25 protein-coding genes and 1 tRNA gene are annotated in these 26521 nt (G+C 62.1%); 15 read left to right on the forward strand and 11 right to left on the reverse strand.

What is annotated here, in order from left to right:
• Positions 1-71 precede the first annotated feature (71 nt).
• The 4 genes from NKK50_RS05230 to NKK50_RS05245 all read left to right on the forward strand — a co-directional run bounded on the left by NKK50_RS05230 (position 72) and on the right by NKK50_RS05245 (position 3481).
• Positions 72-1058: a methyltransferase gene (locus NKK50_RS05230; protein WP_023751680.1), complete on the forward strand. Its 987-nt coding sequence runs from the start codon at positions 72-74 to the stop codon at positions 1056-1058.
• 381 nt (positions 1059-1439) lie between these two features.
• On the forward strand, positions 1440-2645 hold the full coding sequence (locus NKK50_RS05235; protein WP_348524259.1) for a pilus assembly protein TadG-related protein: 1206 nt from the start codon (positions 1440-1442) through the stop codon (positions 2643-2645).
• Between the two features lie 4 nt (positions 2646-2649).
• Positions 2650-3081 (forward strand): TadE/TadG family type IV pilus assembly protein, encoded by a 432-nt coding sequence (locus tag NKK50_RS05240; protein ID WP_023690708.1) that lies wholly within the window; start codon positions 2650-2652, stop codon positions 3079-3081.
• Positions 3071-3481, forward strand: coding sequence for a TadE/TadG family type IV pilus assembly protein (locus NKK50_RS05245; RefSeq protein WP_352543158.1), 411 nt, complete (start codon positions 3071-3073; stop codon positions 3479-3481). Before NKK50_RS05240 ends, NKK50_RS05245 begins: the two co-directional genes overlap by 11 nt.
• A gap of 277 nt (positions 3482-3758) precedes the next feature.
• On the opposite strand, the gene NKK50_RS05250 is transcribed toward NKK50_RS05245, so the two are convergent.
• Positions 3759-3835, reverse strand: a tRNA-Arg gene (locus NKK50_RS05250).
• A gap of 106 nt (positions 3836-3941) precedes the next feature.
• Positions 3942-5105 (reverse strand): M20 aminoacylase family protein, encoded by a 1164-nt coding sequence (locus NKK50_RS05255; protein ID WP_023699100.1) that lies wholly within the window; start codon positions 5103-5105, stop codon positions 3942-3944.
• Between the two features lie 233 nt (positions 5106-5338).
• On the opposite strand from NKK50_RS05255, the gene NKK50_RS05260 reads away from it, so the two are divergent.
• Together NKK50_RS05260 and NKK50_RS05265 are read left to right on the forward strand one after the other, a co-directional pair.
• Complete coding sequence (locus tag NKK50_RS05260; protein WP_023699101.1) at positions 5339-6517, forward strand: D-alanyl-D-alanine carboxypeptidase family protein; 1179 nt, start codon at positions 5339-5341, stop codon at positions 6515-6517.
• A 3-nt stretch (positions 6518-6520) separates the two neighbouring features.
• Entirely contained in the window at positions 6521-7615 is a 1095-nt protein-coding gene (locus tag NKK50_RS05265; RefSeq protein WP_023699102.1) for a CobW family GTP-binding protein, read from the forward strand.
• A 3-nt stretch (positions 7616-7618) separates the two neighbouring features.
• Here NKK50_RS05265 and NKK50_RS05270 read toward each other — a convergent pair whose 3' ends face one another.
• The 5 genes from NKK50_RS05270 to NKK50_RS05290 all read right to left on the reverse strand — a co-directional run bounded on the left by NKK50_RS05270 (position 7619) and on the right by NKK50_RS05290 (position 11591).
• Positions 7619-7876, reverse strand: coding sequence for a sulfurtransferase TusA family protein (locus NKK50_RS05270; RefSeq protein ID WP_031355792.1), 258 nt, complete (start codon positions 7874-7876; stop codon positions 7619-7621).
• Between the two features lie 60 nt (positions 7877-7936).
• Complete coding sequence (locus NKK50_RS05275) at positions 7937-9232, reverse strand: L,D-transpeptidase family protein (RefSeq protein ID WP_023699104.1); 1296 nt, start codon at positions 9230-9232, stop codon at positions 7937-7939.
• 234 nt (positions 9233-9466) lie between these two features.
• Positions 9467-10417 (reverse strand): acetyl-CoA carboxylase carboxyltransferase subunit alpha, encoded by a 951-nt coding sequence (locus NKK50_RS05280; protein WP_023685389.1) that lies wholly within the window; start codon positions 10415-10417, stop codon positions 9467-9469.
• Positions 10418-10505: 88 nt separating this feature from the next.
• Complete coding sequence (locus NKK50_RS05285) at positions 10506-11417, reverse strand: site-specific tyrosine recombinase XerD (protein WP_027050748.1); 912 nt, start codon at positions 11415-11417, stop codon at positions 10506-10508.
• Between the two features lie 21 nt (positions 11418-11438).
• Positions 11439-11591 (reverse strand): hypothetical protein, encoded by a 153-nt coding sequence (locus tag NKK50_RS05290; RefSeq protein ID WP_023670666.1) that lies wholly within the window; start codon positions 11589-11591, stop codon positions 11439-11441.
• Positions 11592-11763: 172 nt separating this feature from the next.
• On the opposite strand from NKK50_RS05290, the gene NKK50_RS05295 reads away from it, so the two are divergent.
• Genes NKK50_RS05295 through NKK50_RS05305 form a run of 3 tightly spaced genes read left to right on the forward strand, consistent with a single transcriptional unit; the run spans position 11764 to position 14398 of the window.
• Complete coding sequence (locus NKK50_RS05295; protein WP_023670667.1) at positions 11764-12375, forward strand: shikimate kinase; 612 nt, start codon at positions 11764-11766, stop codon at positions 12373-12375.
• Positions 12372-13505: a 3-dehydroquinate synthase gene (gene aroB, locus NKK50_RS05300; RefSeq protein WP_352543159.1), complete on the forward strand. Its 1134-nt coding sequence runs from the start codon at positions 12372-12374 to the stop codon at positions 13503-13505. Before NKK50_RS05295 ends, aroB begins: the two co-directional genes overlap by 4 nt.
• Positions 13502-14398: an HlyC/CorC family transporter gene (locus tag NKK50_RS05305; protein WP_023670669.1), complete on the forward strand. Its 897-nt coding sequence runs from the start codon at positions 13502-13504 to the stop codon at positions 14396-14398. Before aroB ends, NKK50_RS05305 begins: the two co-directional genes overlap by 4 nt.
• Positions 14399-14439: 41 nt before the next feature.
• Here NKK50_RS05305 and NKK50_RS05310 read toward each other — a convergent pair whose 3' ends face one another.
• From NKK50_RS05310 to NKK50_RS05320, 3 genes are read right to left on the reverse strand one after another with little or no spacing between them, the layout of a single operon-like run.
• A complete protein-coding gene (locus tag NKK50_RS05310; RefSeq protein ID WP_352543160.1) occupies positions 14440-15990 on the reverse strand; it encodes a SpoVR family protein in 1551 nt (516 codons plus the stop codon).
• 11 nt (positions 15991-16001) lie between these two features.
• A complete protein-coding gene (locus tag NKK50_RS05315; protein ID WP_023686733.1) occupies positions 16002-17309 on the reverse strand; it encodes a YeaH/YhbH family protein in 1308 nt (435 codons plus the stop codon).
• A gap of 17 nt (positions 17310-17326) precedes the next feature.
• Entirely contained in the window at positions 17327-19276 is a 1950-nt protein-coding gene (locus tag NKK50_RS05320; RefSeq protein WP_023714986.1) for a PrkA family serine protein kinase, read from the reverse strand.
• A gap of 183 nt (positions 19277-19459) precedes the next feature.
• Between NKK50_RS05320 and NKK50_RS05325 the strand changes: the two genes are divergently transcribed.
• Positions 19460-19588 (forward strand): hypothetical protein, encoded by a 129-nt coding sequence (locus NKK50_RS05325; RefSeq protein WP_023670673.1) that lies wholly within the window; start codon positions 19460-19462, stop codon positions 19586-19588.
• A 224-nt stretch (positions 19589-19812) separates the two neighbouring features.
• A complete protein-coding gene (locus tag NKK50_RS05330) occupies positions 19813-21366 on the forward strand; it encodes an acetolactate synthase large subunit (protein ID WP_023701378.1) in 1554 nt (517 codons plus the stop codon).
• An 11-nt stretch (positions 21367-21377) separates the two neighbouring features.
• Here NKK50_RS05330 and NKK50_RS05335 read toward each other — a convergent pair whose 3' ends face one another.
• On the reverse strand, positions 21378-21680 hold the full coding sequence (locus tag NKK50_RS05335) for a BolA family protein (protein WP_023670675.1): 303 nt from the start codon (positions 21678-21680) through the stop codon (positions 21378-21380).
• Positions 21681-21848: 168 nt separating this feature from the next.
• Between NKK50_RS05335 and NKK50_RS05340 the strand changes: the two genes are divergently transcribed.
• From NKK50_RS05340 to NKK50_RS05355, 4 genes are all read left to right on the forward strand, one after another.
• Positions 21849-22478, forward strand: coding sequence for a J domain-containing protein (locus NKK50_RS05340; RefSeq protein ID WP_032887126.1), 630 nt, complete (start codon positions 21849-21851; stop codon positions 22476-22478).
• 123 nt (positions 22479-22601) lie between these two features.
• Positions 22602-23588 (forward strand): cobaltochelatase subunit CobS, encoded by a 987-nt coding sequence (gene cobS, locus NKK50_RS05345; protein WP_023670677.1) that lies wholly within the window; start codon positions 22602-22604, stop codon positions 23586-23588.
• A gap of 11 nt (positions 23589-23599) precedes the next feature.
• Positions 23600-25498, forward strand: coding sequence for a cobaltochelatase subunit CobT (gene cobT / locus NKK50_RS05350; protein WP_023685363.1), 1899 nt, complete (start codon positions 23600-23602; stop codon positions 25496-25498).
• Entirely contained in the window at positions 25495-26520 is a 1026-nt protein-coding gene (locus tag NKK50_RS05355; RefSeq protein ID WP_023685362.1) for an esterase-like activity of phytase family protein, read from the forward strand. The genes cobT and NKK50_RS05355 overlap by 4 nt, the downstream gene beginning before the upstream one ends.
• Position 26521: the final 1 nt, after the last annotated feature.

The raw sequence follows: 26521 nt of genomic DNA on the forward strand, positions 1-26521 counted from the left end.
CTGGCGAACTGATTTGACGAGGTTGGCCGATCTGTTCAAAGTCGATCCTGGATCGCACAACGGGATATGACATGGTGGATTCCGATCGGATCGACAAGCTGATCGCAGGGGTGCCCCCCGCCTTGGCGCTTCGTGCCGGGCTGGACCTTGGCATCTTCACCCGGCTCGGCGGCGATGCTGCGACTGCCGACAGCCTTGGGGCAGCGCTCAAAGTCGAGCCCGCTCGTCTGTCGCGGCTCCTCTACGCGCTCGCCAGCATCGGTCTCCTCGACGTCAAGGATGGTCAGTTTCGCAACGGAGCCGAAGCGTCGAAGTTTCTCGACGCGTCCAAGCCGACCTATCGCGGCGGCGATCATGTGCTGCTGCGCGAACTCTGGGGAGCCGACCTTTTGACCGCAGAGTCGCTGCGGCAGAACCGGCCGGCCGCGCTGCATGACTTTTCTGAAGCGGGGCCAGAATCCGCAGCGGCCTTCAGCCGCATGCTCGCACCGGGAGGGGTGATTTTCGGCCGGAATCTGGCCCGTGAGCTGGACCTCTCGGCGGTCCGTTCGGTGATCGACATCGGCGGCGGCGCCGGGACCATTCTGGTCGGACTTCGCGAGCGATGGCCGCATATTGCGGCGACTTTGATGGAACTCCCGACGGTCGCAGCGGTCGCACCAGCGATCCTGTCGGAATACGGTGCCGGCGATGTGGTTGTCGAAGAAGGCGACATAACGGTCGCTCCATCGACCGGCCGGCATGACTTGGCAATCCTGAAGGCTGTCGTCCAGGTCCTGCCGCCGGACCAGGCGCGCAGTTCGATCCTGAACGCGGCGCGTTGCCTCACCCAAGGAGGCGAGATCGCAATTGCGGGGTGGGGTGTCGTCGATGACGACCGTCTCGGCCCGCCTGAGGGTGTCTTTCTCAATCTCACCTTCCTGAACCTTTACCGCGCAGGCGAATCGTACACGGAAGGTCAGTATCGCGGGTGGATGGCCGGGGCTGGGTTCCGGGATATCTCCAGGTCGCAGCTGACCGACGGCACCACGTTGTTTCGTGGGCGCCTCACGGACTGATCGTGGCTGGAGTGGTTGGTTTCGGGCGTGTGTGGCCCTCAGAGCCAGCCCCGGACGGATTGCACAAAGTTCCTGAGGCGGCGTGAGCCGATCTTTCCCCTTACCGGGCAGCGCGGTGTCCCCTGTCTTCTCGATAGCTTCTTCGCAGAGGGGGCATTTAAATGTCACTTGGTCGACAACAAAGTTCGGGATAGCGGCATATTTCGCATTCGTCGATTGGGGCGGAACCTCCGACAGGATGTTGCGCGGTCGCTGCAACTTGCGCCTAGACTAGCCCGTTCGACTACGTCGAATCGGAATGGAGTTTTTAGACATTCGTTTATCTATTCGTGGTTTCTAATACATATGGCATCCAACGCGTTCACCCGGATTTGGTTTGCTTTGAGCCGCCTAAGGCGCGCCACGAACGGTAACGTTGCCGTCATCGTTGCCTTCACCTTGCCGGTCGTGGTTGGCGGCGCCGGCCTCGGTGTGGAGACATCCTTCTGGTATTACAGCAGCCTCAAGCTGCAGGCCGTTGCCGATGCCGCGGCCTATGCCGGCGCGCTCGAGAAAGTCGCGGGTTCCGATAACCCGACCATCATCGCCGCCGCCACGCAGTCCGCGACCTCGAACAATTTTGCCACGCCGGGCACGATCCAGGTCAACACGCCGCCATTGTCCGGCCCGAACACCGCGAAGAAGGCAGTGGAGGTCATCGTCAAGCAGAACCTCGACCGCTACTTCACGGCGATTTTCAACCAGGCGCCCGTTGCCGAACAGGCAAGGGCGGTGGCGCTGATCAATGACGCCTCCAAAGCTTGCGTGCTGGCGCTCAGTCCGTCGGCCTCCCAGGCTGCGCTCTTTTCCGGTAACACCACCGTCAACCTCACCGGCTGTTCGGTCATGTCGGACTCGATTGCCTCGGACGCCATAAAGACGCAGGGCTCGGCGGTGCTCAAGGCCGACTGCCTGATCACGGTCGGCGGCATGGTGCTGAACAATCCAGCGACCACAGTCTGCAAGTCCAACATCACCCGAGCCTTGCCGGCAGCCGATCCTTTCTCCGGCTTGGCGACGCCGACAGCCGGCAACCCTTGCAAGAATGTCAACGGCAACAAGACGTCGCAAACACTCCAGCCTGGCACCTACTGTAGCGGCATGAGCCTCAGCGGCAACGTCACCCTGCAGCCCGGCGTCTACGTCGTGCAGGGCGGTATGAAGGTCAACGCCAACGCGGTCGTCGCCGGCAGCGGGGTAACCATCTTCATGGCAGGCAGCAACACCGTCAGCATGAACGGCAACGCCAAGGTGACGCTGAGCGCGCCTACCTCCGGAGCCTATTCCGGCGTGCTGTTCTACGGCGACAGGACCGGGACTGCGGCACAGAGCACCTTCAACGGCACAGCGGACTCGCTTTTGACCGGCGCCATCTATTTTCCCAGGCAGCAGGTCAACTACCTTGGCAACTTCTCGGGGAACGGTGGCTGCACTCAGGTCGTCGCCGACACCATCCAGTGGTCAGGCAGTACGACGATAAAGCAGAACTGCAAAGGCCTCGGGATGGACGACATTCCGGCGGCACTGTCCGTTCAGCTTGTCGAGTAGCGGGATGGGTGGGCGGACCTTGCGCATTGTCCGGGACAAATCCGGGATAGCCGCCGTGGAGTTTGCCATGTTGCTGCCCGTCCTGTGCTTGGTCTGCCTCGGCATCGCCGATGGCTGGTCCTACGTGACGAGTTACCTGCAGATGCGCGCGGGCGTCAAAACCGCGGCCAATCTCGTGATGGCCGGCGCGTCCAATGACACCGGGACGCAGGCGGTCGCGCTTTCGAGCTGGAACGACAAGCCCGAGGACGCCGCGGTCGTGCTGGTCCGCTCCTATTTGTGCGGCGCCACGGTCGTGGATGAGACCACCATCTGCGGCGGAAAGAAAATCTTCGTCCAGATAACGGCGACGGGCACCTGGGTGCCCCCGTTTAACTTCGGTGTCTTCCCGGACCCGCGCGCGATCAGTCATCAGCAGGTTATCCGTGTCCGCTGAAAGGATCGGATCCAGGTGGCGCCGTGACTGCTCCGGCGCAGCCGGGCTGGAATTCGCCTTGATCGCGCCTTTCCTGGTGATGCTTTTGTTCGGAATCTTCGCCTTCGGCTGGGCCATGAATGCCGTGTCGACCGTCCGCTATACACTGGAAACCTCTTCCCGGGCGCTGCAGCTGAACAACACGCTTTCGCAGAGCGACATCCAGGCTATCGCCGCGCAGAAATTGGTGAACCTGGGTCTGAAGAACGTCATTGTGACGATCGCGACTGACCCTGCCAGCGGCGGTTTCAAGATGGCGCATCTGACCGCCAGCTATGCCTTCGTCATCGCTTTCCCGTATTTCGACCAGTATCCGATAAATTACGCCACGACCGTCACGGTGCCCCTGGTTGCCAGCTAGGATACGGCCGGCTTGGTTGAGTTGGCGGCGCCGAACTCAGACCGTAACGGATCGACTGGGAACCATCGCTCGATCTGGAATTGTACTTGCAAGAGGTCGATTCTCTTCGCGGCTGTAGATGCTTAAAGCTCGCTCCTGAGACCTCAGGGATGGACTTTTCTATGGAACTAAAGTCAGGCTGCTTGCTTGGTCGCGTCCGTGAAAATCACCGAAAACCAGTCCATCAGTGCTGCAACATGCCGACAGGCTATCTCAGTCACCAAGCCTTTGATCTTGCTGGTGATCCCGACAGGAATCGAACCTGTGACCTACAGATTAGGAATCTGCCGCTCTATCCTACTGAGCTACGGGACCACGCGGCCCGACACATAGCCGCTTCGGATCGTTTCGCCAAGAGGCTCGCCGAAGGCAATGAAAAGGCCGGCCGAAGGCTAATCGGCCGGCCTTTCGGCGGCATATGTCAGGCTGCGAGCGCCGTTTCGGCCAGTTTCACCCAGTAGCTCATGCCGTGCGGGATGACTTCGTCGTTGAAGTCGTAGGCCGGATGGTGGAGGCCGGCGGTCTCGCCATTGCCGATGAAGATGAAGGCGCCAGGGCGGGCTTCCAGCATGTAGGAGAAGTCTTCGCCGCCCATCACCGGCTGGATGGCGCGGTGGACCTGGGTGTCGCCGGCGACATGTGCCGCGACATCGCCGGCAAAGACCGTTTCTTCCGGATGATTGAAGGTCACGGGATAGTTGGCGTCATAGTCGACAGTGATCGTCGCGCCGAAGGCGGTGGCTATTCCTTCGCAGATGGTGCGGATGCGCTCTTCCGACTTCTTGGCGATCTCTTTCTTCAGTGTGCGCACCGTGCCGGCAATCTCGGCGGTCTCGGGAATGACGTTGTAGGCGTCGCCGGCGTGGAACTTCGTCACCGAAACCACCACCGCCTCGACCGGATCGGTGCTGCGCGAAGCGACCGTCTGAAGGGCGCCGACCAACTGGCTGGTGATGACGATCGGGTCGATCGTGCCGTGCGGCATCGCCGCATGGCCGCCGCGGCCCTTCACGGTGATGGTGAACTCGGCGGTCGCCGCCATGATCGGGCCCGGCCGGATGGCGAACTGGCCCACCGGCAGGCCCGGCATGTTGTGCATGCCAAAGACTCGCGAAATATCGAAACGCTCCATCATGCCGTCCTTGACCATCTCGTTGCCGCCGCCGCCGCCCTCTTCCGCCGGCTGGAAGATAACCGCGACCGAGCCGGCGAAATTGCGCGTTTCGGTCAGATATTTGGCGGCGCCCAAAAGCATCGCCGTATGGCCGTCATGGCCGCAGGCATGCATTTTGCCGGGAATGGTCGAGGCATAGGGCTTGCCGGTGATCTCGTTGATAGGCAGCGCGTCCATGTCGGCGCGCAAGCCGATGGTCGCGCCTTGCCCCTTGCGGCCATGGATGATGCCGACCACGCCGGTCTTGCCGAGGCCCGTCACCACGTCGTCGCAGCCGAATTCCTTCAGCTTCTCGGTGACGAAGGCGGCGGTCTTGAAGACATCGAAATTCAGTTCTGGCGTCTGGTGCAGATGGCGTCGCCAGCCGGCAACTTCATCCTGCATCTCGGCGGCGCGGTTGAGAATCGGCATAATGGTTCCATCTCGCTGTTGGAGCAGACGATCTGGCCTGCTTGATTGCAATTGTGATTGCCATGCTTGTTGCCATCTTGGCACTTTGCCATCTTGGCGTCACATAGGGTAAATAGCACCCCAGACAATGTGATCCGGAAATTGAGGGCCGGATCAGGTCATGCTGGCCATCGCGTAACGAAATCTTACGGAGCCAGGGGCGACTACGGCAAGAGGCGATTTCGGATTCCATGATGCGGCACAGCCATATCCTCAAATTACTGCTAACGGGCGGCTTGGCGCTACCCATGCTGGCTGGGCCAGCTTTGGCCAATCCGGTGATCCTGTTCGACCTCAACAGCGGCAAGGTTCTGCAGCACCAGGACGCATTCAAGCGCTGGTATCCCGCTTCGCTGAGCAAGCTGATGACCGCCTATGTCACCTTCCGGGCGATTGCCGCCGGCGAGGTCCAGCTCGATTCACCGATCAAGGTGACCAAGCATTCGGCGGGCGAACCGCCGAGCAAGATGGGCTTCAAGCCGGGCTCGGTGATGCGGCTCGACAATGCGTTGAAGATGATGCTGGTCAAATCGGCCAACGATATCGCCATGGCCATCGGCGAAAACATAGGCGGCTCGCAGGCCGGATTCGCCGTTCGCATGAATGCGGAGGCGGCGCGGCTTGGCATGACCGGAACGCATTTCGTCAATCCGAACGGCCTGTTTTCGCCGGAGCAGTACACGACGGCGCGCGATCTTGCCCTGCTGGTGATGGCGATCCGCAAGGAATTCCCGCAATACGCCCCCTGGTTCTCGATCGAAGGCCTTGCCGTCGGCAAGAAGGCGATCTCCAACTACAATCTCTTGATCGGGCGCTATCCCGGCGCCGACGGCATGAAAACCGGGTTCGTCTGTCCCTCGGGCTTCAACATGATCGGCTCGGCGACACGCAATGGCCGCACGCTGGTCGCGGTCGTGCTCGGCGAAAAATCGGCGATCAGCCGTGCCGAGACCGCCGCCAGGCTGCTTGACCAGGGCTTTGCCATGCCCGACCCGAACTGGCTCACGGTCGCGGCCATGCCTTCCTATGGCGATACCATGTCACCCAACGACATGCATGATGAGATCTGCAGGAAGAAGGCGCCGCACGAGCAGTCCGAGGCGGCTCCGCCGGTGGCCGCGAAGGGCGCCGACGTGCCGAAATCGCCCTATCAGGAAAAGCTCGACCACGTGCCGACGCTGGTTGCAGTCGGCCTCGGCGGCGCCACCGGGCCGGCGCCGAAGGCGATGCTCGACCAGGGCGGCCAGGAATACGCCGATGTGCCGCTGCCGAGCTGGCGGCCAGACATTCCGGCGCCAAAGGGCGCCGAACCGGCCGTGGTGGGCCAGGCAACCGCGGTGCAGGGCGACCAGCTGGTCAAAGCCGCGAACTAGGCGATGGCTGGCTTTCCGATACCCGTCACGGTGGTCACCGGCTTCCTCGGCGCCGGCAAGACGACATTGCTCAACCGGCTGCTCAAAGATCCGGCACTGGTCGACACGGCCGTCATCATCAACGAATTCGGTGAGGTGGCGATCGACCACCTGCTGGTCGAGCAGGCCTCGGACGGCATCATCCAGTTGTCCGACGGGTGTCTATGCTGCACGGTGCGCGGCGAACTGGTCGACACGCTGGCTGACCTCGTCGACCGGCTGCAGACGGGCCGTATCGCCCGCCTTGCCCGCGTCGTCGTCGAAACCACCGGGCTCGCCGATCCGGCGCCGGTGCTGCAGTCGATCATGGCGCATCCCGCCCTTGTGCAGGCCTTCCGACTTGATGGCGTCATCACGCTGGTCGACGCGGTCAACGGCAATGCGACGCTCGACGGCCATGTCGAGGCGGTCAAGCAGGTGGCGGTCGCCGATCGCATCGTGCTGACCAAGGTCGATCTGGCCAGCGATCCCGGCGACGTCGATGCTTTGCGAACGCGACTCCATCAGCTCAATCCAGGCGCCGTGGTGCTGGACGCCGGCGACGGCCGAACCGGCGTCACGGCGCTGTTCGATTGCGGCCTCTACAATCCGGCGACCAAATCCGCCGATGTCCGGCGCTGGCTCGGCGAAGAAGCCGCCCATGAGCACCACCATCATCATCATGATCACGGCGAGCATGAGCACCACCACGATTCCCGCGTGCGCTCCTACTCGCTGGTCCATGACGGCCCGGTGCCGTTTTCGGCGATCGAGATGTTCCTCGACCTGCTGCGTTCTGCGCATGGCGACAAGCTTTTGCGGATGAAGGGCGTCATCGAGCTTGCGGAGGACCCGTCGCGGCCGCTTGTTGTCCACGGGGTACAGAAGATCCTGCATCCGCCGGCGCGGCTACTGGCCTGGTCGGACGGCCAACGCGGCACCAGGCTGGTGCTGATCACGCTCGATATGCCGGAAGATTATGTGCGCCGGCTGTTTTCCGCTTTCACCAACCGGCCGTCGATCGACACGCCGGATCGCGCGGCGCTGGAGAGCAATCCGCTGGCGATAGCCGGGGGCTGATTCTCAGGCTCGCTCTGCGCCGCGTTCGACCAGGAAGCGGTGGCCGCCGGTGACGGCTGACGTTTCAACCAGTTGGTGACCAGCGTCGGCGCAAAAGGCGGGGATGTCGATGACCGCCAGCGGGTCGGTGGTCTCCAGCCAAAGCCGGCTGCCCGGCTGCATTGCCGCCAGGCGTTTTTTCGCCTTGAGAACGGGCAGGGGGCAGTTCAGGCCCTTGAGGTCATAGATCGCGGTGTGATTTGTTTGTTTGTCTTCATGCATGTCTTTGTCCCAAAACCGCTGCGCACTTTTGGGCGACATGCATCGGCAAGGCGAAAAACCTCAGCCGCCGAACATGCCTAGCAGCTTGTTCTTGATCTTCGACATCCGGCTTTCGTCCGCCGGCGGTTCTGCAGGCGCCGCCTCGACGCTCGCAGTGGCGACCGGCTGCTGGGGGGCCTGCTTGGCTGCTTCCTTTTCGGCCAGCGCTTGGGCCTTTGGGGCTTGCTTTTCAGCCAGTGCCTGGGCCTTGGCGGCTTTCGCAGCCTCGATGGCAGCAACCCGCTGTTCCTCGGCCTTGCGCTTGGCTTCCTTCTCTGCGTCCAGCGCCGCCATCTTGCGGCCGGCGGGCGAATCGATGCGCCCCATGCGCGCCGTCTCGGTCAGCGTGCCGTCGGAATTCAGCGACGGCGGTTCGATCGGCACGCGCTCGCCCCGGGCGCGGCGCTTCGACCAGTCGGAAACGATGCTGGCTTCCTTGATGCCGGCAATGGTCGGCTTGGGCGCCGGAACACTGGCCTTGACCGCGCCGGTGAAGGCCGCGTCATAGCTGCTTTGATAGGCGTTGAGTGCGCTCTTCAGCGAATCCGGCTGCGTGGTCGCGGGGCAGGCGCCAGTCGGATCGAATGTCGTGCCCTCAGGCGCCACCTGGTTGAAGACATAGCGCTTGTCGCAGACATCGACCTTCGGCGGCACCTTGGTGATCTCGAAGTTGTCGTAACCGACCTTCAGCATCTTCCAGAACTCATAGTTCGGGTCGTTGCGGTAGCGCGCCATGTTGGCGGCGGTCATGCGGAATGGGAAGGCCTGGATCTGGAACTCGGTCTGGCCGCCCTGGAAGGCATCGCGACCAAAAGCGTAGATCTGCTCGATCTGCGGGTCGGTCATCGAATAACAGCCCGACGACGAGCAGGCGCCATGCACCATCAGATTGGCGCCGGTGCGGCCATTGGCACGGTCATAGGCGTTGGGATAGCCGATGTTGAAGGACAGATGATAGTTCGAGCGCGGATTCATCTGCGACGGGCGGACCGTATAGAAACCTTCCGGCGCCTGGCGGTCGCCCTCGGTGTATTTTGGGCCGAGCTTGCCCGACCATTTGCAGATGTCGTAGCTGGCGACCATCTCGTAGCGGCCGGTGGTCTTGGCCTTCCAGATTTCGAGCTTGCCTTCTTCCTTGAAGATGCGAGCCATCACCGACGAGGTGCGGATCATGCCCTTGGCCTTCATGTCGGCCAGGATCTTGTCCGGCAGCGGCTTGCTGGCTTCCGGCGCAAAATTCTTCATCGAGGAATCGTTGCAGCCGGCAACGCCAAGCGCGGCGATCAGAAGTCCAGTGCGGGCAAGCTTGGTAAACATGGATACGGCTATGTCTTTTTCTCGCGTCACGGCCGGATAGCGCCCGGGCCTGCATGCTGAACACTGACGGACCCTAAGCCCGTTAACCTTGAAAATTCCTTACCGCAAGCGTCGGACGGCGCCCCCCACGGCAATTCGCCCGGTGTCACGGATTTTTTATTGAGCCGAATGCGGCGGCATTTTTGTGGCGAAATTGCTCCTTGACGCCACATTGCGGTGCGCTGCCGGCCAAAATCAGAGGCTGCGGCCCATCGCCAGATATTTTTCGCGGCGCTGTTCGCGAAAATCGGTGTTGGCGCCGGCAAAATCCTTCATCGTCTTGGCGATGAGGTCGCCGGTGGCGGCGATCACCGTTTCGGGCGCGCGCTGGGCGCCGCCGAGCGGCTCGGCAATGATGGCGTCGATGATCTTCATTTCTAGAAGGTCCTGGGCGGTGATCTTCATGTTGGTCGCCGCATCTTTCGAGCGCGTGGTGTCGCGCCACAGGATCGAGGCAGCGCCTTCCGGCGAGATCACCGAATAGATGGCGTGTTCCAGCATGTAGACGCGGTTGGCGGTGGCGATCGCAATGGCGCCGCCCGAACCGCCTTCGCCGATTACAACCGAAATCGATGGCACTTTGAGGCCGAGGCAGGCCGAGGTTGAGCGGGCGATGGCTTCAGCCTGGCCGCGTTCCTCGGCGCCAACGCCGGGGTAGGCGCCGGCGGTGTCGACCAGCGTCAGAAGTGGGATCTGGAAACGGTCGGCAAGTTCCATCAGCCGCACGGCCTTGCGGTAGCCTTCAGGGCGCACCGAGCCGAAATTGTGCTTGAGCCGGCTCGCCGTGTCGGAGCCCTTTTCCTGGCCGATGACGGCCACCGGTTCGCCGCGGAAGCGGGCGAAGCCGCCGATGATCGCCTGGTCCTCGCCGAAATTGCGGTCGCCGGCGAGCGGCGTGAAATCGCTGAACAGACCCTTGATGTAGTCGAGGCAATGCGGCCTGTCGGTGTGGCGCGCGACCTGCACCTTCTGCCACGGCGTCAGCGCCTTGTAGATGTCGCGCAGCGCGTCGCGCACGCGCTTCTCGAGCCGGCTGATTTCGTCGCCGACGTCGACCGCCTCGCCATTCTCGGCAAGCTTCTTCAGCTCGAGGATCTTGAGTTCAAGGTCCTGCACCGGCTTTTCGAAATCGAGGTAATTGTACATTCTTGAGCGGACCGATGCGTCGGAAGGCAAACATCGCGCAGATGTAGGCTCCGCGCGGGCACGTTGCCCTCACATAGCGATATGAGGCCTAGTCGGCAAGCGGATGATGATCGTTGACCAGCCGCACCAACCGCTCTTCCAGCACATGCGTGTAAATCTGCGTGGTCGAGATATCGGCGTGGCCGAGCAGCTGCTGCACCGCCCTGAGATCGGCGCCGTTCTGCAGGAGATGGCTGGCGAAAGCATGGCGCAGCACATGCGGCGAAATTTTCGCCGCCGATATGCCGGCCCGCGCGGCAAGGCCTTTGAGATCGCGGGCAAAGACCTGCCGGGAGAGAAAGCCGCTGTCGCCGGCGGCCGGGAACAGAAACGGGCTGTCGGCGAAAGCCGGCACCGTGGCCCGGGCTGTGAGCCAAGCCCGCATCGCCGTGCGGGCCTTGGCCGACAGCGGCACCATGCGCTCCTTGTCGCCCTTGCCGCGCACCATGAAGAAGCGGTCGTCGCGCTGGGCGACGGTCACCGGCAGGCCGACTAGTTCGGAGACGCGCAAGCCGGTGGCATAGAGCACCTCCACCAAAGCGTGCAGGCGCAGTGCAGCCACCCGGTCACCATTGACGGCATCGCCTGTCTCAAGCGCGGCGCGGTCGAGCAGCCGACCGGTATCGGCCTCGCTCATCGTCTTGGGCAGCGGCCGGCCCTTTTTCGGACTGTCCAGCGTGCCGGTCGGGTCGTCGCCGCGCAAGCCCTCGGCGTAGAGAAACTTGAAGAACTGGCGGATCGCCGACAGTTTGCGCGCCTGCGACGTCGACGCAAAGCCGCGCGCCGCGATATCGTCGAGATAGGCGCGGATGTCGGCTGCGGCGGCAGCGGCAAGCCCGCCGGCAATCTGCTGCGAAGCGTCTTCGAGATCACGGCGGTAGGAAGACAGCGTGTTTGCAGCGGCACCGCGTTCGGCGCTCATCATCTCGAGAAAGGCTTCGATGCGAGCCGCGCTGTTCATGTTCCAGGGGTCAGTTTTGGGTCAGTTTTTCTTGGGGTTCAGCTTTTCCGGTGGAATGCGCACGGTGATTTCGGCTTTTTTCGGCTCGACGAACATCGCCAACGCCACCATCGTACCATAGGCAATGCCGGCAAGAATCATCATCGTCACGACAAAGCGGAACAGTGTCGGCATCAATCTTCGCCCGTCTTCTTGCTCTGCGATTCCAAGCCCTGTGTCCTTATGGGACGCTAATTCCGTCAATTCAAGGACGAAGGGCTCTGCGTGCGAAAGGCGCTGTGCTTGACGCAAACGGGCTTTTGATGTCGATACGCCGGCAAAGACGGCTTAGAAACAGCATGGTCTCATGAACGCGTTACCAGCAAATCCTCCCGGCGATAGCCATGCCGCGCTGCTCGACAGGCTGGGCAGCCGCTCGATCGTCTTTGTCGGCCTGATGGGCGCCGGAAAGACGGCGATCGGCCGCAAGGTGGCGACGATGCTGTCGCTGCCCTTCGTCGACAGCGACCAGGAGATCGAAACCGTGTCGCGCATGACGGTGCCGGAACTGTTCGAACGCTATGGCGAGACCGAATTCCGGGCATTGGAGCAGCGCGTCATCCTGCGCGTGCTGGAGAGTGGGCCGCAGGTGCTGTCGACCGGCGGCGGCGCGTTCATGAATGCGCAGACGCGGGAAGCGATCGCCGGGCATGGCGTGTCGGTGTGGCTGAAGGCCGAGATCGACCTATTGATGGAACGCGTGTCCAAGAAGCAGAACCGGCCGTTGCTCAAAAGCGCCGATCCGCGCGCCGTGCTCGAGCGACTGATGGGCGAGCGCTACCCGGTCTATGCCACGTCCAACATCACCGTGCCGACACGCGACGACCGCAAGGAGGTCATTGCGACGGAGGTTGTCGACGCGCTGTGCGGGCATTTCGGCATTCCGGCTCCGACTGCGCCAGGCGAGGTGCGGCTGTGAGCGAACCGGTCACTGTCGAGGTCGGCCTTGGCGAGCGTGCCTATGACATCCTGATCGGCCCTGGCCTTTTGGCGCGCGCCGGCGCCGAGATTTCGCGCCGCCTGCCCGGCACGAGGGCGGCGGTGGTCACCGACGACAATGTCGCGGCGGCACATCTCGACGCGCTGAAGGCCGGTCTGGAAACAGGCGGCATCCAGCCTGCCGTCATCACTTTGCCGGCCGGCGAAAAGACCAAGAGCTTTGCCCATCTCGAAGAGGTGGTCGACGGCGTGCTCGCCGCCAAGCTGGAGCGCGGCGATGTCGTCATTGCGCTCGGCGGTGGCGTCATCGGCGACCTGACCGGCTTTGCCGCCGGCATCGTGCGCCGCGGCATGAATTTCGTCCAGATTCCAACCTCGCTGCTGGCGCAGGTCGATTCCTCGGTCGGTGGGAAGACCGGCATCAACAGCCCGCGCGGCAAGAATCTGGTCGGCGTCTTCCATCAGCCGAAGCTGGTGCTGGCCGACACCGAAGTGCTCGACACGCTGCCGATCCGCGAATTTCGCGCCGGCTATGCCGAGCTTGCCAAATACGGATTGATCGACCGACCGGCGTTTTTCGCCTGGCTGGAAGCGAACTGGGAAAAGGTGTTCGCCGGTGGTGCGGAACGGGCGGAGGCGATCGCCGGGGCCTGCCGCGCCAAAGCCGATGTCGTCGCCCGCGACGAGTTCGAAACCGGCGACCGCGCACTGCTCAATCTTGGCCACACGTTCGGCCATGCGCTGGAAGGCGCCACACAGTATGATGGCGCCCGCCTCGTCCATGGCGAAGGCGTCGCCATCGGCATGGCGCTGGCGCACCGCTTTTCCGCAAGGCTCAATCTGGCCAGCCCGGAGGACGCGGCGCGGGTCGAGGCGCATCTTCGCGCCGTCGGTCTACCCTGGCGGATGGCCGACATCCCTGGTGAGTTGCCCGATGCCGAGGCGCTGCTTGGCTTCATCACCCAGGACAAGAAAGTGTCGCGCGGCGCGCTGACATTCATCCTGACGCGCGGCGTTGGCCAGGCTTTTATTGCCAAGGATGTACCGGCGTCGGAAGTGCTTTCGTTCCTCAGGGAGAACCACCCGGGCCAGGAAAGCCGGCAGCGATGATCAACGAGCCCGGCTGGACCGTCGTCGCCGTCCTTGCCATCCTCATCCTGCTGGTCCTGGCCGTGCGCACGCGCCTGCTTGCCATGTTCGGCTATGAGCTGTCGCGCATCGAGCCGCAGCGCTCGACACAGGACGAGTTGCGCGGCGCGGTCGACGATTTCCGCCGCGACGGCCAGATGGTGCGTGAGGACCGCGACCGCGTCGGCGGGCTGTTCGATCTCGCCGAGCTCGAAGTCTCCGACATCATGGTCCACCGCACCAATATGCGCTCGGTCAATGCCGACAATGGGCCGGAAGCGGTGGTGCGCGAGATCCTGCAAAGCCCGCACACCCGCATGCCGTTGTGGAAAGGCTCTCTCGACAACATTGTCGGCGTGCTGCACGCCAAGGACCTGCTGCGAGCGCTGAACGAGGTCGGCAACGACTTTTCCCGGATCGACGTGATGAAGATCGCTTCGAAGCCTTGGTTCGTGCCCGACACCACGACGCTGCAGGAACAGCTCAACGCCTTCCTGCGCGCCAAGGCGCATTTCGCTATCGTCGTCGACGAATATGGCGAGGTCGAAGGGCTGGTGACGCTGGAGGACATTATCGAGGAGATCGTTGGCGAGATCGCCGACGAGCACGATGTAGACATTCAGGGCGTGAAGCAGGAGGCGGACGGTTCCGTGGTCGTCGACGGCACCGTGCCGATCCGCGATCTCAACCGGGCGCTCGACTGGAACCTGCCTGACGAGGAAGCGACCACCATTGCCGGCCTGGTCATCCACGAGACGCAGTCGATCCCCGAGGAAAAGCAGGCTTTCACCTTCCACGGCAAGCGCTTCGTGGTGATGAAGCGCGACAAGAACCGGATCGCCAGAATCAGGATCAGGCCGGCGGGCGAATCTTAAAGGTACCGAGCAGGCCCGCCACATGACGCTCTTTGCCGAGCTTATGCCGCGATCTGGCTCGTAGACCGTTCGTGGATGGTCGCACCGGTTTGAGCGTCAACTGCGACCAGGCTGACCTCGTAGCCCCAGAGGCTGCGGACATGGCGGAGCGTCGCGTCACGGCTGGCCCCTTCGAGCACAACACCATCCTTTACCCTGTGTTGCAGCCGCAACTGCCGGTCGCCGAGCAGGTCGACATCAATCACCTGGATGTCCGGCCGATTCGCTCCAAGGTCGTAACTGTGGGCAAGCTGGGCGCGTATCTTGTGATAGCCACGTTCGTTGTGGATCGACGCGACTTCGAAATGCGGTTTGTCGGCTCCATCGCCAAGCACGAAGAACCGCCATTTTCGGATCAAGCTCGGGCTGAGGTACTGGCGGATAAAGGATTCGTCGCGGTGGTTGGCCCAGGCCTCAAGCAGGACCTCGCGCCAGTTGCCATGTCCTGCAATGTCCGGGAACCAGTCGCGGTCCTCCGCCGTCGGCTCGGTCGAAATGCGCTGTATGTCCTGCATCATGTCGAGGCCGAGGGCATAGGGATTGATGCCTGAAAACCGGGGATCGTCAAAGGCCGGCTGGAAGATCACGTTCGAATGGTTGCGCAGGATTTCGAGCATGGCACCTTCGCCGATCCGGCCACGATCGAATAGCATGTTCATGAGCGTATAATGCACGAAGGTGGCGCAGCCTTCATTCATCACTTGAGTCTGTCGCTGCGGGTAGAAATATTGCGCGATGACGCGGACGATCCTGATGATCTCGCGCTGCCAGGGTTCCAGGGTCAGGCTGTTCTTCTCGAGGAAATACAGGAGGTTTTCCTCGGGCAGGTTGAGCGATCTCTTGCGCTCCGCCATCCCTTGATCCTCATTGCCGGACTTGTTTTTGTTCTGCGACGGCGGCAGCGTGCGCCACAGATCGTTGTAGGAGCGCTCTTCGTATTCGAGGCGCTCGCGAAGCCCTTCGCGCTGTCGCTCCGACGAGAGCTTTGGCGGTCGGTGGTAGCGGAACACCCCTTGTTCCATCAGCGCATGGGCGGAATCGAGAATGGCCTCCACTGCTGCAAGGCCGTGCCGCTCCTCGCACCGGGCGATGTAGCCCTTGGCGAAGTCCAGATAACCCAGGATTGCCCCGGCGTCGGTCCATTGCTGAAACAGATGATTGTTCTTGAAGAAATGATTGTGGCCAAGCGCCGCGTGGGCCGTCACAAGGGCCTGCAACGCCATGGTGTTTTCCTCCATGAGGTAGACGATGCAGGGATTGGAGTTGATGACCAGTTCATAGGCCAGCCCCCGACCACCCTTACGGTAAAGAAGCTCCTGGTGAAGGAAATGTTTGCCGAACGACCAATGCCGATACATCAGTGGCATGCCGATAGATGAGTAGGCGTCGAGCATCTGCTGGGAGGAGATTATCTCCATCTGGACCGGGTAAGTATCGAGATGCAACTCGTCGACCGCGATCGCCTCGATCTCTTCAAAAGCCCGCGATAATTTCTCGAAATTCCAGTCAGAACCGGAAAACAACAAATTCGTTTCGTTGGCTCGCCTGACCATCTCTCTCTCTCTCAAGCGCTCTTGATGGCCGCCGGCTGCCTGGCGAAGAGCCGGTGGAAGACCGGGTAAATATCCGCGGGAGCAGCGATGCGGCTCATCTGGAAGTTGGGCCATTTCAGCTCGATCGTACTGTAGGCGCGCCAAAGCGACGTCCCGTTTTCGGTAGCACCGAATATGTGGCTCTCGCGTTCGTCGATGATCTCGACATAGGCGAAATACTGGCACAGGCGCATGAGCTTGCCGTTCATGAGCTCTATGCATCGCTCGGAATCGGTGGTGAAATTGTCCCCGTCAGAGGCCTGCGCGGCGTAAATGTTCCACTCGCTGGCAGGATAGCGCTGGCCGATAATGCGGTGCATTTCGTCGAGCGCGGTGGAGACGATCGTACCGCCGCTCTGCGTGTTGTAGAAGAACGTGTCCTCATCCACTTCGTGCGCCTCATGGGTATGGCGGATGAAGACGATCTCCGTGCGTTCGTAGCGCCGTTTCAAGAACAGGTGCAGCAGCACGAAGAAGCGTTTGGCCAAGTCCTTTTCGCGTTGGCCCATCGATCCGGACACGTCCATAAGGCAGAACATGACGGCATTGGCATTCGGCACCGGCCGGGCGTCGAAGCGGTTGAATCGGATATCGACCGGATCGACAAAGGCAATTCGCCTGCGCCGTCGCTCCAGCCGGTCAAGCTCGTCGCGTAATTCCGCGATGCGCTGGCGCACCGCCGCGCCGGCCGGGGCCGACTCAAGCGTGACGATTTCCCGGAGGATCGCCTCCAGTTCCTGCTGCGTGGGGCGCCTCAGCGCAATGCGCCGGCCTAGGCTGTTGCGCATGGTGCGGCCGGCATTGATGTTGGTCGGGGAACCGGTTGCCGCGAAGCCGGCCCGGCGCGGCTTGAAGGCAAGGATTTCCTTGAGATTGAGCTTAACCAGGTCGGGCAGTTCGAGATCCTCAAAAAAGAGTTCGAGCACCTCCTCGCGTGACAGCACGAAACGAAAATCGTCTTCCGACGCCGTGTTTCCTGGCGACGACGCCGCGCCGCCCCCATGCGGCTTCGGGAGCAGGTCTCCAGGGGAAAAATGCCTGTTGCCCGGAAGGATGTGTCGGCGCCGTCCGCTGGCCCTGTCATCGTTGAAGCTCGGCTCGGCCGTTTTCCTTTCAGGCATGGGCACGGCGTGCTCGGTATCCACGTCGGCGATCCTGCCAGTGCGGATTTGATCGCGAATGCTCCGCTTCAACTCCTCGCGAGCACGCCTGAGGAAGCGTTGTCGATTGCCAAGGCTCTTGTCCTTGGGGTTCAGGCGACGGTCGATGAAGATCGGCATGGAACCATCCGGCTCTGTCAACCCGCCTTGTTCACCCGCATGTACCAGTCCACCAGCCGGCGTACCTGCCGTTCTGTGTAGCCACGCTCGATCATGCGCTGCACGAATTCGTTGTGGCGCTTTTCCGTAACGCTGTCTTGCTTGGAGCCGAAGCTGATCACCGGCAAGAGGTCCTCGACCTGTCCGAACATCCGCTTCTCGATGACCTCGCGCAATTTTTCATAGCTGGTCCATGACGGGTTGCGGCCGTGGTTTCTTGCGCGAGCGCGCAGAGTGAACTTCACCACCTCGTTACGGAAGTCCTTGGGATTGGCGATGCCTGCCGGTTTCTCGACCTGCGAAAGTTCGTTGTCCAGGATCTCCCGGTTGAGGATCTGGCCGGTGTCGGGGTCCTTGTAGTCCTGGTCCTCAATCCAGGCATCCGCATAGGCGATGTAGCGGTCGAAGAGGTTCTGGCCGTATTCGCTATAGGACTCCAGATAGGCCTTCTGGATTTCGTGGCCGATAAACTCGGCGTAGCGCGCTGCAAGCTCCGACTTGATGAATTCAAGATATGCCGCTTCCGTTTCCTTCGGGAACTGCTCCCGCTTGATCGCCTCCTCCAGAATGTACATCAGATGCACAGGATCGGCGGCGACCTCCTCATTGTCGAAGTTGAATGTCTGCGAAAGGATCTTAAAGGCAAAGCGCGTGCTGACGCCCGTCATGCCTTCATCGACGCCGGCGGCGTCGCGATATTCTTGGACCGACTTTGCCCTGGGATCGACTTCCTTCAGATTTTCGCCGTCATAGGCGCGCATCTTGGTGTAGAGCGGCGAGTTGTCGTGCTCGGCCAAGCGCGTCGAAACTGCAAAGCGGCTGAGGATGTCCAAAACTTCAGGGGCACAGGGGCTGGCGGCCAACTCGCTCTCACGCAACAATTTCTCATAGATCTGCCTCTCTTCGGTGATCCGCAGGCAATAGGGTACCTTGACCACCAGGATGCGATCGAGAAACGCCTCGTTGTTCTTGTTGCTCTTGAACTGTTGCCATTCCGACTCGTTGGAATGGGCGACGATGATCCCCTGGTAGGGAAAGGCGCCGAAATTTTCAGTGCCGTTGTAGCTGCCTTCCTGTGTCGCGGTCAGCAGCGGATGCAGAACCTTGATGGGTGCCTTGAACATCTCGACGAATTCAAGCAGACCTTGCGTGGTCCGGTTCAGGCCACCGCTATAGGAATAGGCATCGGGGTCGGACTGGCTAAAATTTTCCAATTGCCTGATGTCGACCTTGCCGACCAGGGCCGAGACATCCTGATTGTTCTCATCGCCAGGTTCGGTCTTGGCAATGCCGATCTGGCGCAGCCGCGAAGGCATCAGCTTGACGACGCTGAATTTGGAGATGTCGCCAGACAATTCGTCGAGGCGCTTGGCCGCCCATGGCGAAATCAATCCGTTCAGCCGGCGCCGGGCTATGCCGTATTTATCCTCTAGCAGATCACCCATGTGATCGGGATGGAACAGCCCAAGCGGCGACTCGAAAACCGGGCTGATCTGGTTGCCGACCTTCAGCGTGTAGATCGGGCGCTGCTCCATCAGTTTCTTCAGGCGCTCGGCCAGAGAGGATTTGCCGCCGCCGACCGGGCCGAGGAGATAGAGGATCTGCTTGCGTTCTTCGAGCCCCTGCGAGGCATAGCGGAAATACCCGGCTATGCGCTCGATCGTATCCTCCATTCCATAGAAGTCGGAAAAATGAGGGTAGACCTTGAGGGTCCGATTCGAGAAAATGCGGCCGAGCCGCTCGTCTTTGCTGGTGTCAACCAGTTTTGGTTCGCCGATTGCGTCGACCATCCTTTCGGGAGCCGAAGCGTACATCGATTTGTCTTCCCGACAGGCAAGAAGATACTGTTGGATGCTGACCTCTTCGTCCGCCGCATTGGCATAAATTTCCGAAAAAAGATCGAAGACGTCGGATTGGGTTGCACGCATGATGTTCTGCCCTCGGAGCCGATCTGGATTCCAATCGCCTCATCACCTTCAACTGTCGGAAAGCATTGTTGGTTCCCTTCACATGAAGGAGAGTGGCTGCAATCCGGGTAGAAGGCTTGGGAGGAAACATTCGGAGTGGCTGGAATGGCGGGTTGCCCGGTGCTGCGGCGCTGATGGGCGGCGTTGTCGCCGGCCAGCTATCTCGATGGACACAAGCATCCGCCGACCTTCATCGCCTATTCGCGCGCCGAAGGCCGCGACGACCAATCGAAGGCTTTGCCAAACGCCTGCGCGCCATCGGCACTGAAGTGACGCTGTTCGACGGCAACGCCTACACGCATATGTCGATCAATCACGACTTCGGCGAGGACGGCGACGCGTTGACCGCCGCGATGCTGGCCTTCCTGAATGGACCGTCGGTTGATCCCCGATCCCCGCGAGGCGTCCTGGATCAGACCAAAAGCCCCGGCGGGACATTGCCGACCCGGCGGCTACAGGTGCAATTGTTCCTGAGTTGTCGATTGGGAAAGAAAATCATGAATGGCGCCGATCTGCTGTGCGACGTGCTCCTGGCCAATGACGTCACGGTCTGCTTCGCCAATCCTGGCACATCCGAAATGCATTTCGTTGCCGCACTGGACCGCAAACCTCAGATGCGCTGCGTGCTCGGCCTGTTCGAGGGCGTGGTGACCGGCGCCGCCGACGGCTATGCGCGCATGACCGACCGCCCGGCAGCAACGTTGCTGCATACCGGACCGGGTCTCGCCAACGGTTTGGCCAACATGCACAACGCAAGGCGTGCGCGCAGCCCGATGATCAACATTGTCGGCGACCATGCTTCCTACCATCTGCCGCTCGATGCCCCGCTGACCAGCGACATAGAAGGCCTGGCGTCGCCGATGTCGAACTGGGTTGGCCGCGTCAAGGGGCCGGCCGATATTGTGCCGGCCGCAGAGGCGGCTTTCCGCGCCTCACTCACGCCGCCTGGCGTCACGACCTTGATCCTGCCTGCGGATGCCGCCTGGGGCGAAGTTGCTGCGATTTCGCCTGGCAAGGTGAAGCTGGAGCCGCCGCCCGCCGTCGACATGGCTGTTGTGCGCACGATCGCCGAAGCAATCCGCGCCGCGCCGGGCCGTGTCGGCATGGTGGTGCGTGGGCAGGCGGCGCGCGCCGATGGACTTGAAATCGCAGGGAGAATGTCATCGGGAAGCGATGTCAGGCTGTTCAGTGAGGTTCTGATCGCCCGCATGCAGCGCGGCCGCGGGCGGTTCGCCCCGACCCGCATTCCCTATCCGGTCGATGCGGCGACGGCCATGCTCCGGGATATCGACTTGCTGGTGCTGGTCGGCGCCAAGGAGCCGGTTGCCTTCTTCGCCTATCCCGGCAAGCCCGGGCGGCTGGTTCGGGACGATTGCAAGGTGCTTTCGCTGGCGGCGCATGGCCAGGATCTGAAAGCGGCGCTGGAGGCGCTGGCTGCCGAGGTCGGCATCAAGCCGACGCAGCAATTCGCCGCCGCAACCGCCTTTCCAGACGAACCGACGCTGAGCGGCAGACTGACGGACGATGCCATCGCGCTGTCGGTGGCGCGCAAACTTCCGGCCAATGCCATCGTCTGCGACGAAGCGGTCACCTCGGCGAGACGGTTCTTCGCGCTATCCGCCTTTGCGGCGCCGCACGACTACATGATGGGTACGGGCGGATCGATCGGCGGCGGCATTCCGATGGCGACAGGAGCAGCGATCGCCTGCCCGGACCGCAAGGTGATCAATCTCGAGGCCGACGGCAGCGGCATGTACACGGTGCAGGGACTGTGGACCCAGGCCAGGGAAAAGCTTGACGTCGTGACCATCATCTTTTCCAACCGGACCTACGCCATCCTGCATGGCGAAATGAAGAATGTCGGGGTCAATGAGATCGGCGAGAACGCTAGGCGCATGCTCGATCTCGACCATCCGGCGCTGGACTGGGTTGCGCTGGCCAAAGGCATGGGCGTCGAGGCGGCCCGCGCCGACACGTGCGAGCGGTTCGACGCGCTGCTCGACAGTGCCCTGTCGCGTCCGGGACCGTTTCTCATCGAAGCGGTGATCTGAGGCGGAGAGACTTACCAACGGGTCTTTTCGCCGGGTGCAGCCGGTTCGATTGCCAGCGCATGGACGCCGGCTTGCAGCTCCGCTGCGAGCAATTCGTTGACGGCGCGGTGGCGGTCGATGCGGCTCATGCCGGCAAAGACGGATGAGACGATGCGGACGCGAAAATGCGTCTCGCCGGTGCCGTCATAGGCACCGTGATCGTCGGAGCCGTGGTGGTGATGACCGGCATGAAGGTGGCTTTCATTGACGATCGCCAGCCGCTCCGGCGAAAACGCCTTGTTCAGCTTGTCTTCCATCGTCGCCTGTATGGACATCGCCATCTCCCTTCACCATATCTGCAAGGCGTGATCGGGAAATCGGGATCGATCCCGCCGGGCCGCCTCAAAAATCGCCATTCGCCCTGCTTTATGCCGCGATTCAGCGGTTAGGGCGATGATCGCGAAAATGTCAATTCTTGTTTCGCACGTGCGAACAGCCCATAAATGGGTGAGATGAAACCGTACCCCAAATATTTCGAGAAAATTCGGGTCCGTCCCGACAAGGATGCGGAGCTGAAGTCGCACTCGCCGATCTGCCAGTGGGACGGCTGCAAGGAGGCCGGTACCCACCGGGCGCCGGTCGGACGCATGAAGGAAGGCGAGTATTTTCAGTTCTGCTTCGATCATGTGCGCGAATACAACAAGGGTTTCAACTACTTCTCCGGCGTGCCGGACACCGAGATAGCCCGCTTCCAGAAGGAAGCGATGACCGGCCACCGGCCGACATGGAAGATGGGCGTCGCCGGCGCCTCGACGCGCTCCTCGCCCGATTTCGCCCAGCAGCGTTCCGGTCGCGCCGGCTATTACAACCGCATGCGCGATCCCTTCGATCTGTTCAAAGGGCCGAAGGACCCGCGCGAGGCGCGCGAACGCAAGGCCAAGCCGCTTGAGGCCAAGGCGCTGGAAACGCTTGGCCTTGATACAAAGGCGACTGGCAAGGACATCAAGGCGCGCTATAAGGAACTTGTGAAGCGCCACCATCCGGATGCGAATGGCGGCGATAGAGGTTCGGAAGACCGGTTCCGCGATGTGCTGCAGGCCTATCGCGTGCTCAAGCAGGCGGGTTTGTGCTGAGCAACCTAACGGTTCGTGTCGTTTTCCAACTTTCATAAGGGTGGAAAAGGCTCTAAGACCGCCCCCGGACAAAATCGATTGCCGGCGAAATCAGGCATTTCGCCCGTGGAGACTTGGATAGAGATGAACAAGGTCGATCGCGACATCGCCAATTTGCCCGACACGACGGTGTCGGTGAAAGACAAATTCGGCTTCGAGTCCAAGATGGTGGTGCCGGCCTATTCGGTGACCTCGGAACATGTGCCGGACATCGATCCGGATTATCTGTTCGACAAGGCGACGACGCTGGCGATCCTTGCCGGCTTTGCCTACAACCGCCGCGTCATGGTGTCTGGCTATCACGGCACCGGCAAATCGACCCATATCGAACAGGTCGCCGCCCGCCTTAACTGGCCCTGCGTGCGCGTCAACCTCGACAGCCATGTCAGCCGTATCGACCTCGTCGGCAAGGACGCCATCGTCGTCAAGGATGGCCTGCAGATCACCGAATTCCGCGACGGCATCCTGCCCTGGGCCTACCAGCACAATGTCGCGCTCTGCTTCGACGAGTACGATGCAGGCCGTCCGGACGTGATGTTCGTCATCCAGCGCGTGCTGGAATCGTCGGGCCGCCTGACGCTGCTCGACCAGAGCCGGGTTATCCGCCCGCATCCGGCGTTCCGGCTGTTTTCGACCGCCAACACGGTCGGCCTCGGCGACACTACCGGCCTCTATCACGGCACGCAGCAGATCAACCAGGCGCAGATGGATCGCTGGTCGATCGTCACCACGCTGAACTACCTGCCGCACGACAATGAGGTGAACATCGTGCTGGCCAAGGCCAAGCACTATCGCGACGGCAAGGGCAAGGACATCGTCAACAAGATGGTGCGGGTCGCCGACATGACGCGCTCGGCCTTCATCAATGGCGATCTGTCGACCGTGATGAGCCCGCGTACTGTCATCACCTGGGCCGAAAATGCCGAGATCTTCGGCAATATCGGCATGGCGTTCCGGCTGACCTTCCTCAACAAGTGCGACGAGCTGGAGCGTTCGGTGGTGGCCGAGTTCTACCAGCGCGCCTTCGGCGAGGACCTGCCCGAGAGCGCCGCCAACGTGGTGCTGGGCTGAGCAGAGCCTCGATGGCGGGTCCGGGCGACAACACGCGCAACAAGTCGAAGACGGGGTCTGAAGCCGACAGCTTCAAGCGTGCCGTCACCGTCTGCATGCGCGCCATCGCCGGCGACAAGGAGCTCGAAGTCGGTTTCGCCAAGGACCGCCCGGCGCTCGCCGGCAGCCGCGCCCGTCTGCCCGAACTGCCGAAGAAAGCGTCCAAGACAGACATCGCGATTACTCGTGGCCTGGGCGATTCCATGGCGCTGAAGCGCGCCTGCCACGATCAGCGTATCCACACCAAACTGGCGCCGGAAGGCAAGCTGGCGCGCTCGATCTATGACGCCGTGGAACAGGCCCGCGTCGAGGCGATCGGCAGCCGCGCCATGCAGGGCGTCGCCGACAATATCGGCTCCATGCTGGAGGACAAATACGCCAAGGCCAACCTTGTCGACGTCAAGGACAAGGCCGACGCGCCGATCGAGGAAGCGCTGGCGCTGATGGTGCGCGAAAAGCTGACCGGGCGGCCGATCCCGAAGAGCGGCGAGCGGCTGGTCGAACTCTGGCGGCCCTGGGTCGAGGAGAAGGCCAAGGCCGATCTCGACGGACTGTCGGCCAAGCTCGGCGACCAGCAGGCCTTCGCCCGCGTCGTGCGTGAGATGCTGGCGTCCATGGAGATGGCCGAGGAACTCGGCGACGATCAGGAGACCGAAGACTCCGAGGACAATGACGAGAACCAGCCGCAAGGCGAGGAGCAGAGCGAGGAGGGCGGCGAAGAGGATTCCGGCTCCGAGCAGTCGCAATCCGAGGATGCCGAGGCCTCGGCCGACGACGAACAGTCGTCCGAGACTGAGGCCTCCGACGCCACTGCCGACGATCTTTCCGACGATGACGATGCGGACGCCGAAACGCCGGGCGAGGCGCGCCGTAACGACAACCCGTTCGCCAACCTGCCGAAAGAGATCGACTACAAGGTTTTCACCACCGCCTTCGACGAGACGGTCGGTGCGGAAGAGCTGTGCGAGGAAGAAGAACTCGACCGGCTGCGCGCCTTCCTCGACAAGCAACTGGCCAATCTCTCCGGCGTCGTCGGACGGCTCGCCAACCGGCTGCAGCGCCGCCTGATGGCGCAGCAGAACCGTTCCTGGGATTTCGACCTCGAAGAGGGTTATCTCGATCCGGCACGCCTGGTTCGTGTCGTCATCGACCCGATGCAGCCCTTGTCGTTCAAGCAGGAGCGCGACACCAAATTCCGCGACACGGTGGTGACGCTGGTGCTCGACAATTCGGGCTCGATGCGCGGTCGGCCGATCACGGTTGCCGCCACCTGTGCCGACATTCTGGCGCGCACGCTGGAGCGCTGCGGCGTCTCGGTCGAGATCCTCGGCTTCACCACGCGGGCGTGGAAGGGCGGACAGGCTCGCGAGAAGTGGCTGAAGGACGGCAAGCCGCCGAACCCCGGCCGGCTCAACGATCTGCGCCACATCATCTACAAATCCGCCGATCATCCGTGGCGTCGCGCCCGGCGCAATCTCGGCCTGATGATGCGCGAGGGCCTGCTGAAGGAAAACATCGACGGCGAGGCGTTGTTATGGGCGCACAACCGGCTGATCGCCCGGCCCGAACAGCGCAAGATCCTGATGATGATCTCGGACGGCGCGCCGGTTGACGATTCGACGCTGTCGGTCAATCCTGGCAACTATCTCGAGCGGCACCTGCGCGCCGTCATCGAGCTGATCGAGACGCGCTCGCCGGTCGAGCTTCTGGCCATCGGCATCGGCCACGACGTCACCCGCTATTACAGGCGCGCCGTCACCATCGTCGATGCCGAGGAACTGGCCGGCGCCATGACCGAGCAGCTGGCCTCGCTGTTCGCCGAGGAAAACGTGCGCGATACACGCCGCGGCGGCTACCGGCGCGCCGGATGATTTTTTTGCGCGGCGGGTTTCGGCAGATGCTCTTCGCGGTCACTGCCTTGTCCGGCATGGCGTTTGCGCCGGCCATCGCCGCCGGCCCAAGCGCGGTCGAGCCGGTCGAAGTCTCGGCGCGGCCGATCACCACCTTCCATATCGGCAGCGCCGACAAGCAGTTTGGGCCGCTGGAATTCGTCGGCGGTCTTGAGATGAACTCGACGACGCGCGATTTCGGCGCGCTGTCGGCATTTCGGTTCGTCAAACCCGGCAGCGATTTCATCGGCGTCGCCGATACGGGCTTCTGGTTCTTCGGCTCTATCACCCATGATGCCGACAAGCGGCCGTCCGGCATCCAGAATTTCCGCATGCAGCAGATGGTCGATGAGAAGGGCCGGCCGATCGACAGGAAATGGGAAGTCGATGCCGAGGGCCTTGCAGTCAAGGACGGCATCGCCACCGTCGGCTTCGAGCGCGATCACCGCGTCGCCCAGTTCAAGATCGACCCCAGCAACATGACGGCGCCGTTCAAGCAACTGAACTTCCTGGTTCCAGCCCGGGAACTGCGACAGAACCGCGGTTTCGAGACCGTCACCCACGCCAATCCCAACGGCCAGCACGAGGGCGGCCTCGTCGTGGTCTCGGAAAAGAGCTTGGACAAGGCTGGCAACATCTATGCCGCCATCATCGAAGGGCCGCACAAGGGCGTCTTCACGGTCAAGCGCAACGGCGATTTCGACATCACCGACGGCGCTTTCCTGCCGGATGGCGATCTCTTGCTGCTGGAGCGCAGTTTCTCGATGGCCGGCGGTGTCAGGATGCGGCTGCGACGCATCTATGGCGAAAGCGTCGAGAAGGGCGCGGTTGCCGACGGGCCGGTGCTGATGGAAGCCGATATGGGCTACCAGATCGACAATATGGAAGGGCTCGACGTCTGGACCCGCGATGACGGAGCGCTGATGGTGTCGCTGATCTCGGACGACAACCATTCGATCCTGCAGCGCAACCTCTATCTGGAATTCATCCTGCACCAGGATTGAG

The sequence above is a fragment of the Mesorhizobium sp. M0001 genome (genome assembly GCF_040324255.1).
Lineage (GTDB): Bacteria > Pseudomonadota > Alphaproteobacteria > Rhizobiales > Rhizobiaceae > Mesorhizobium.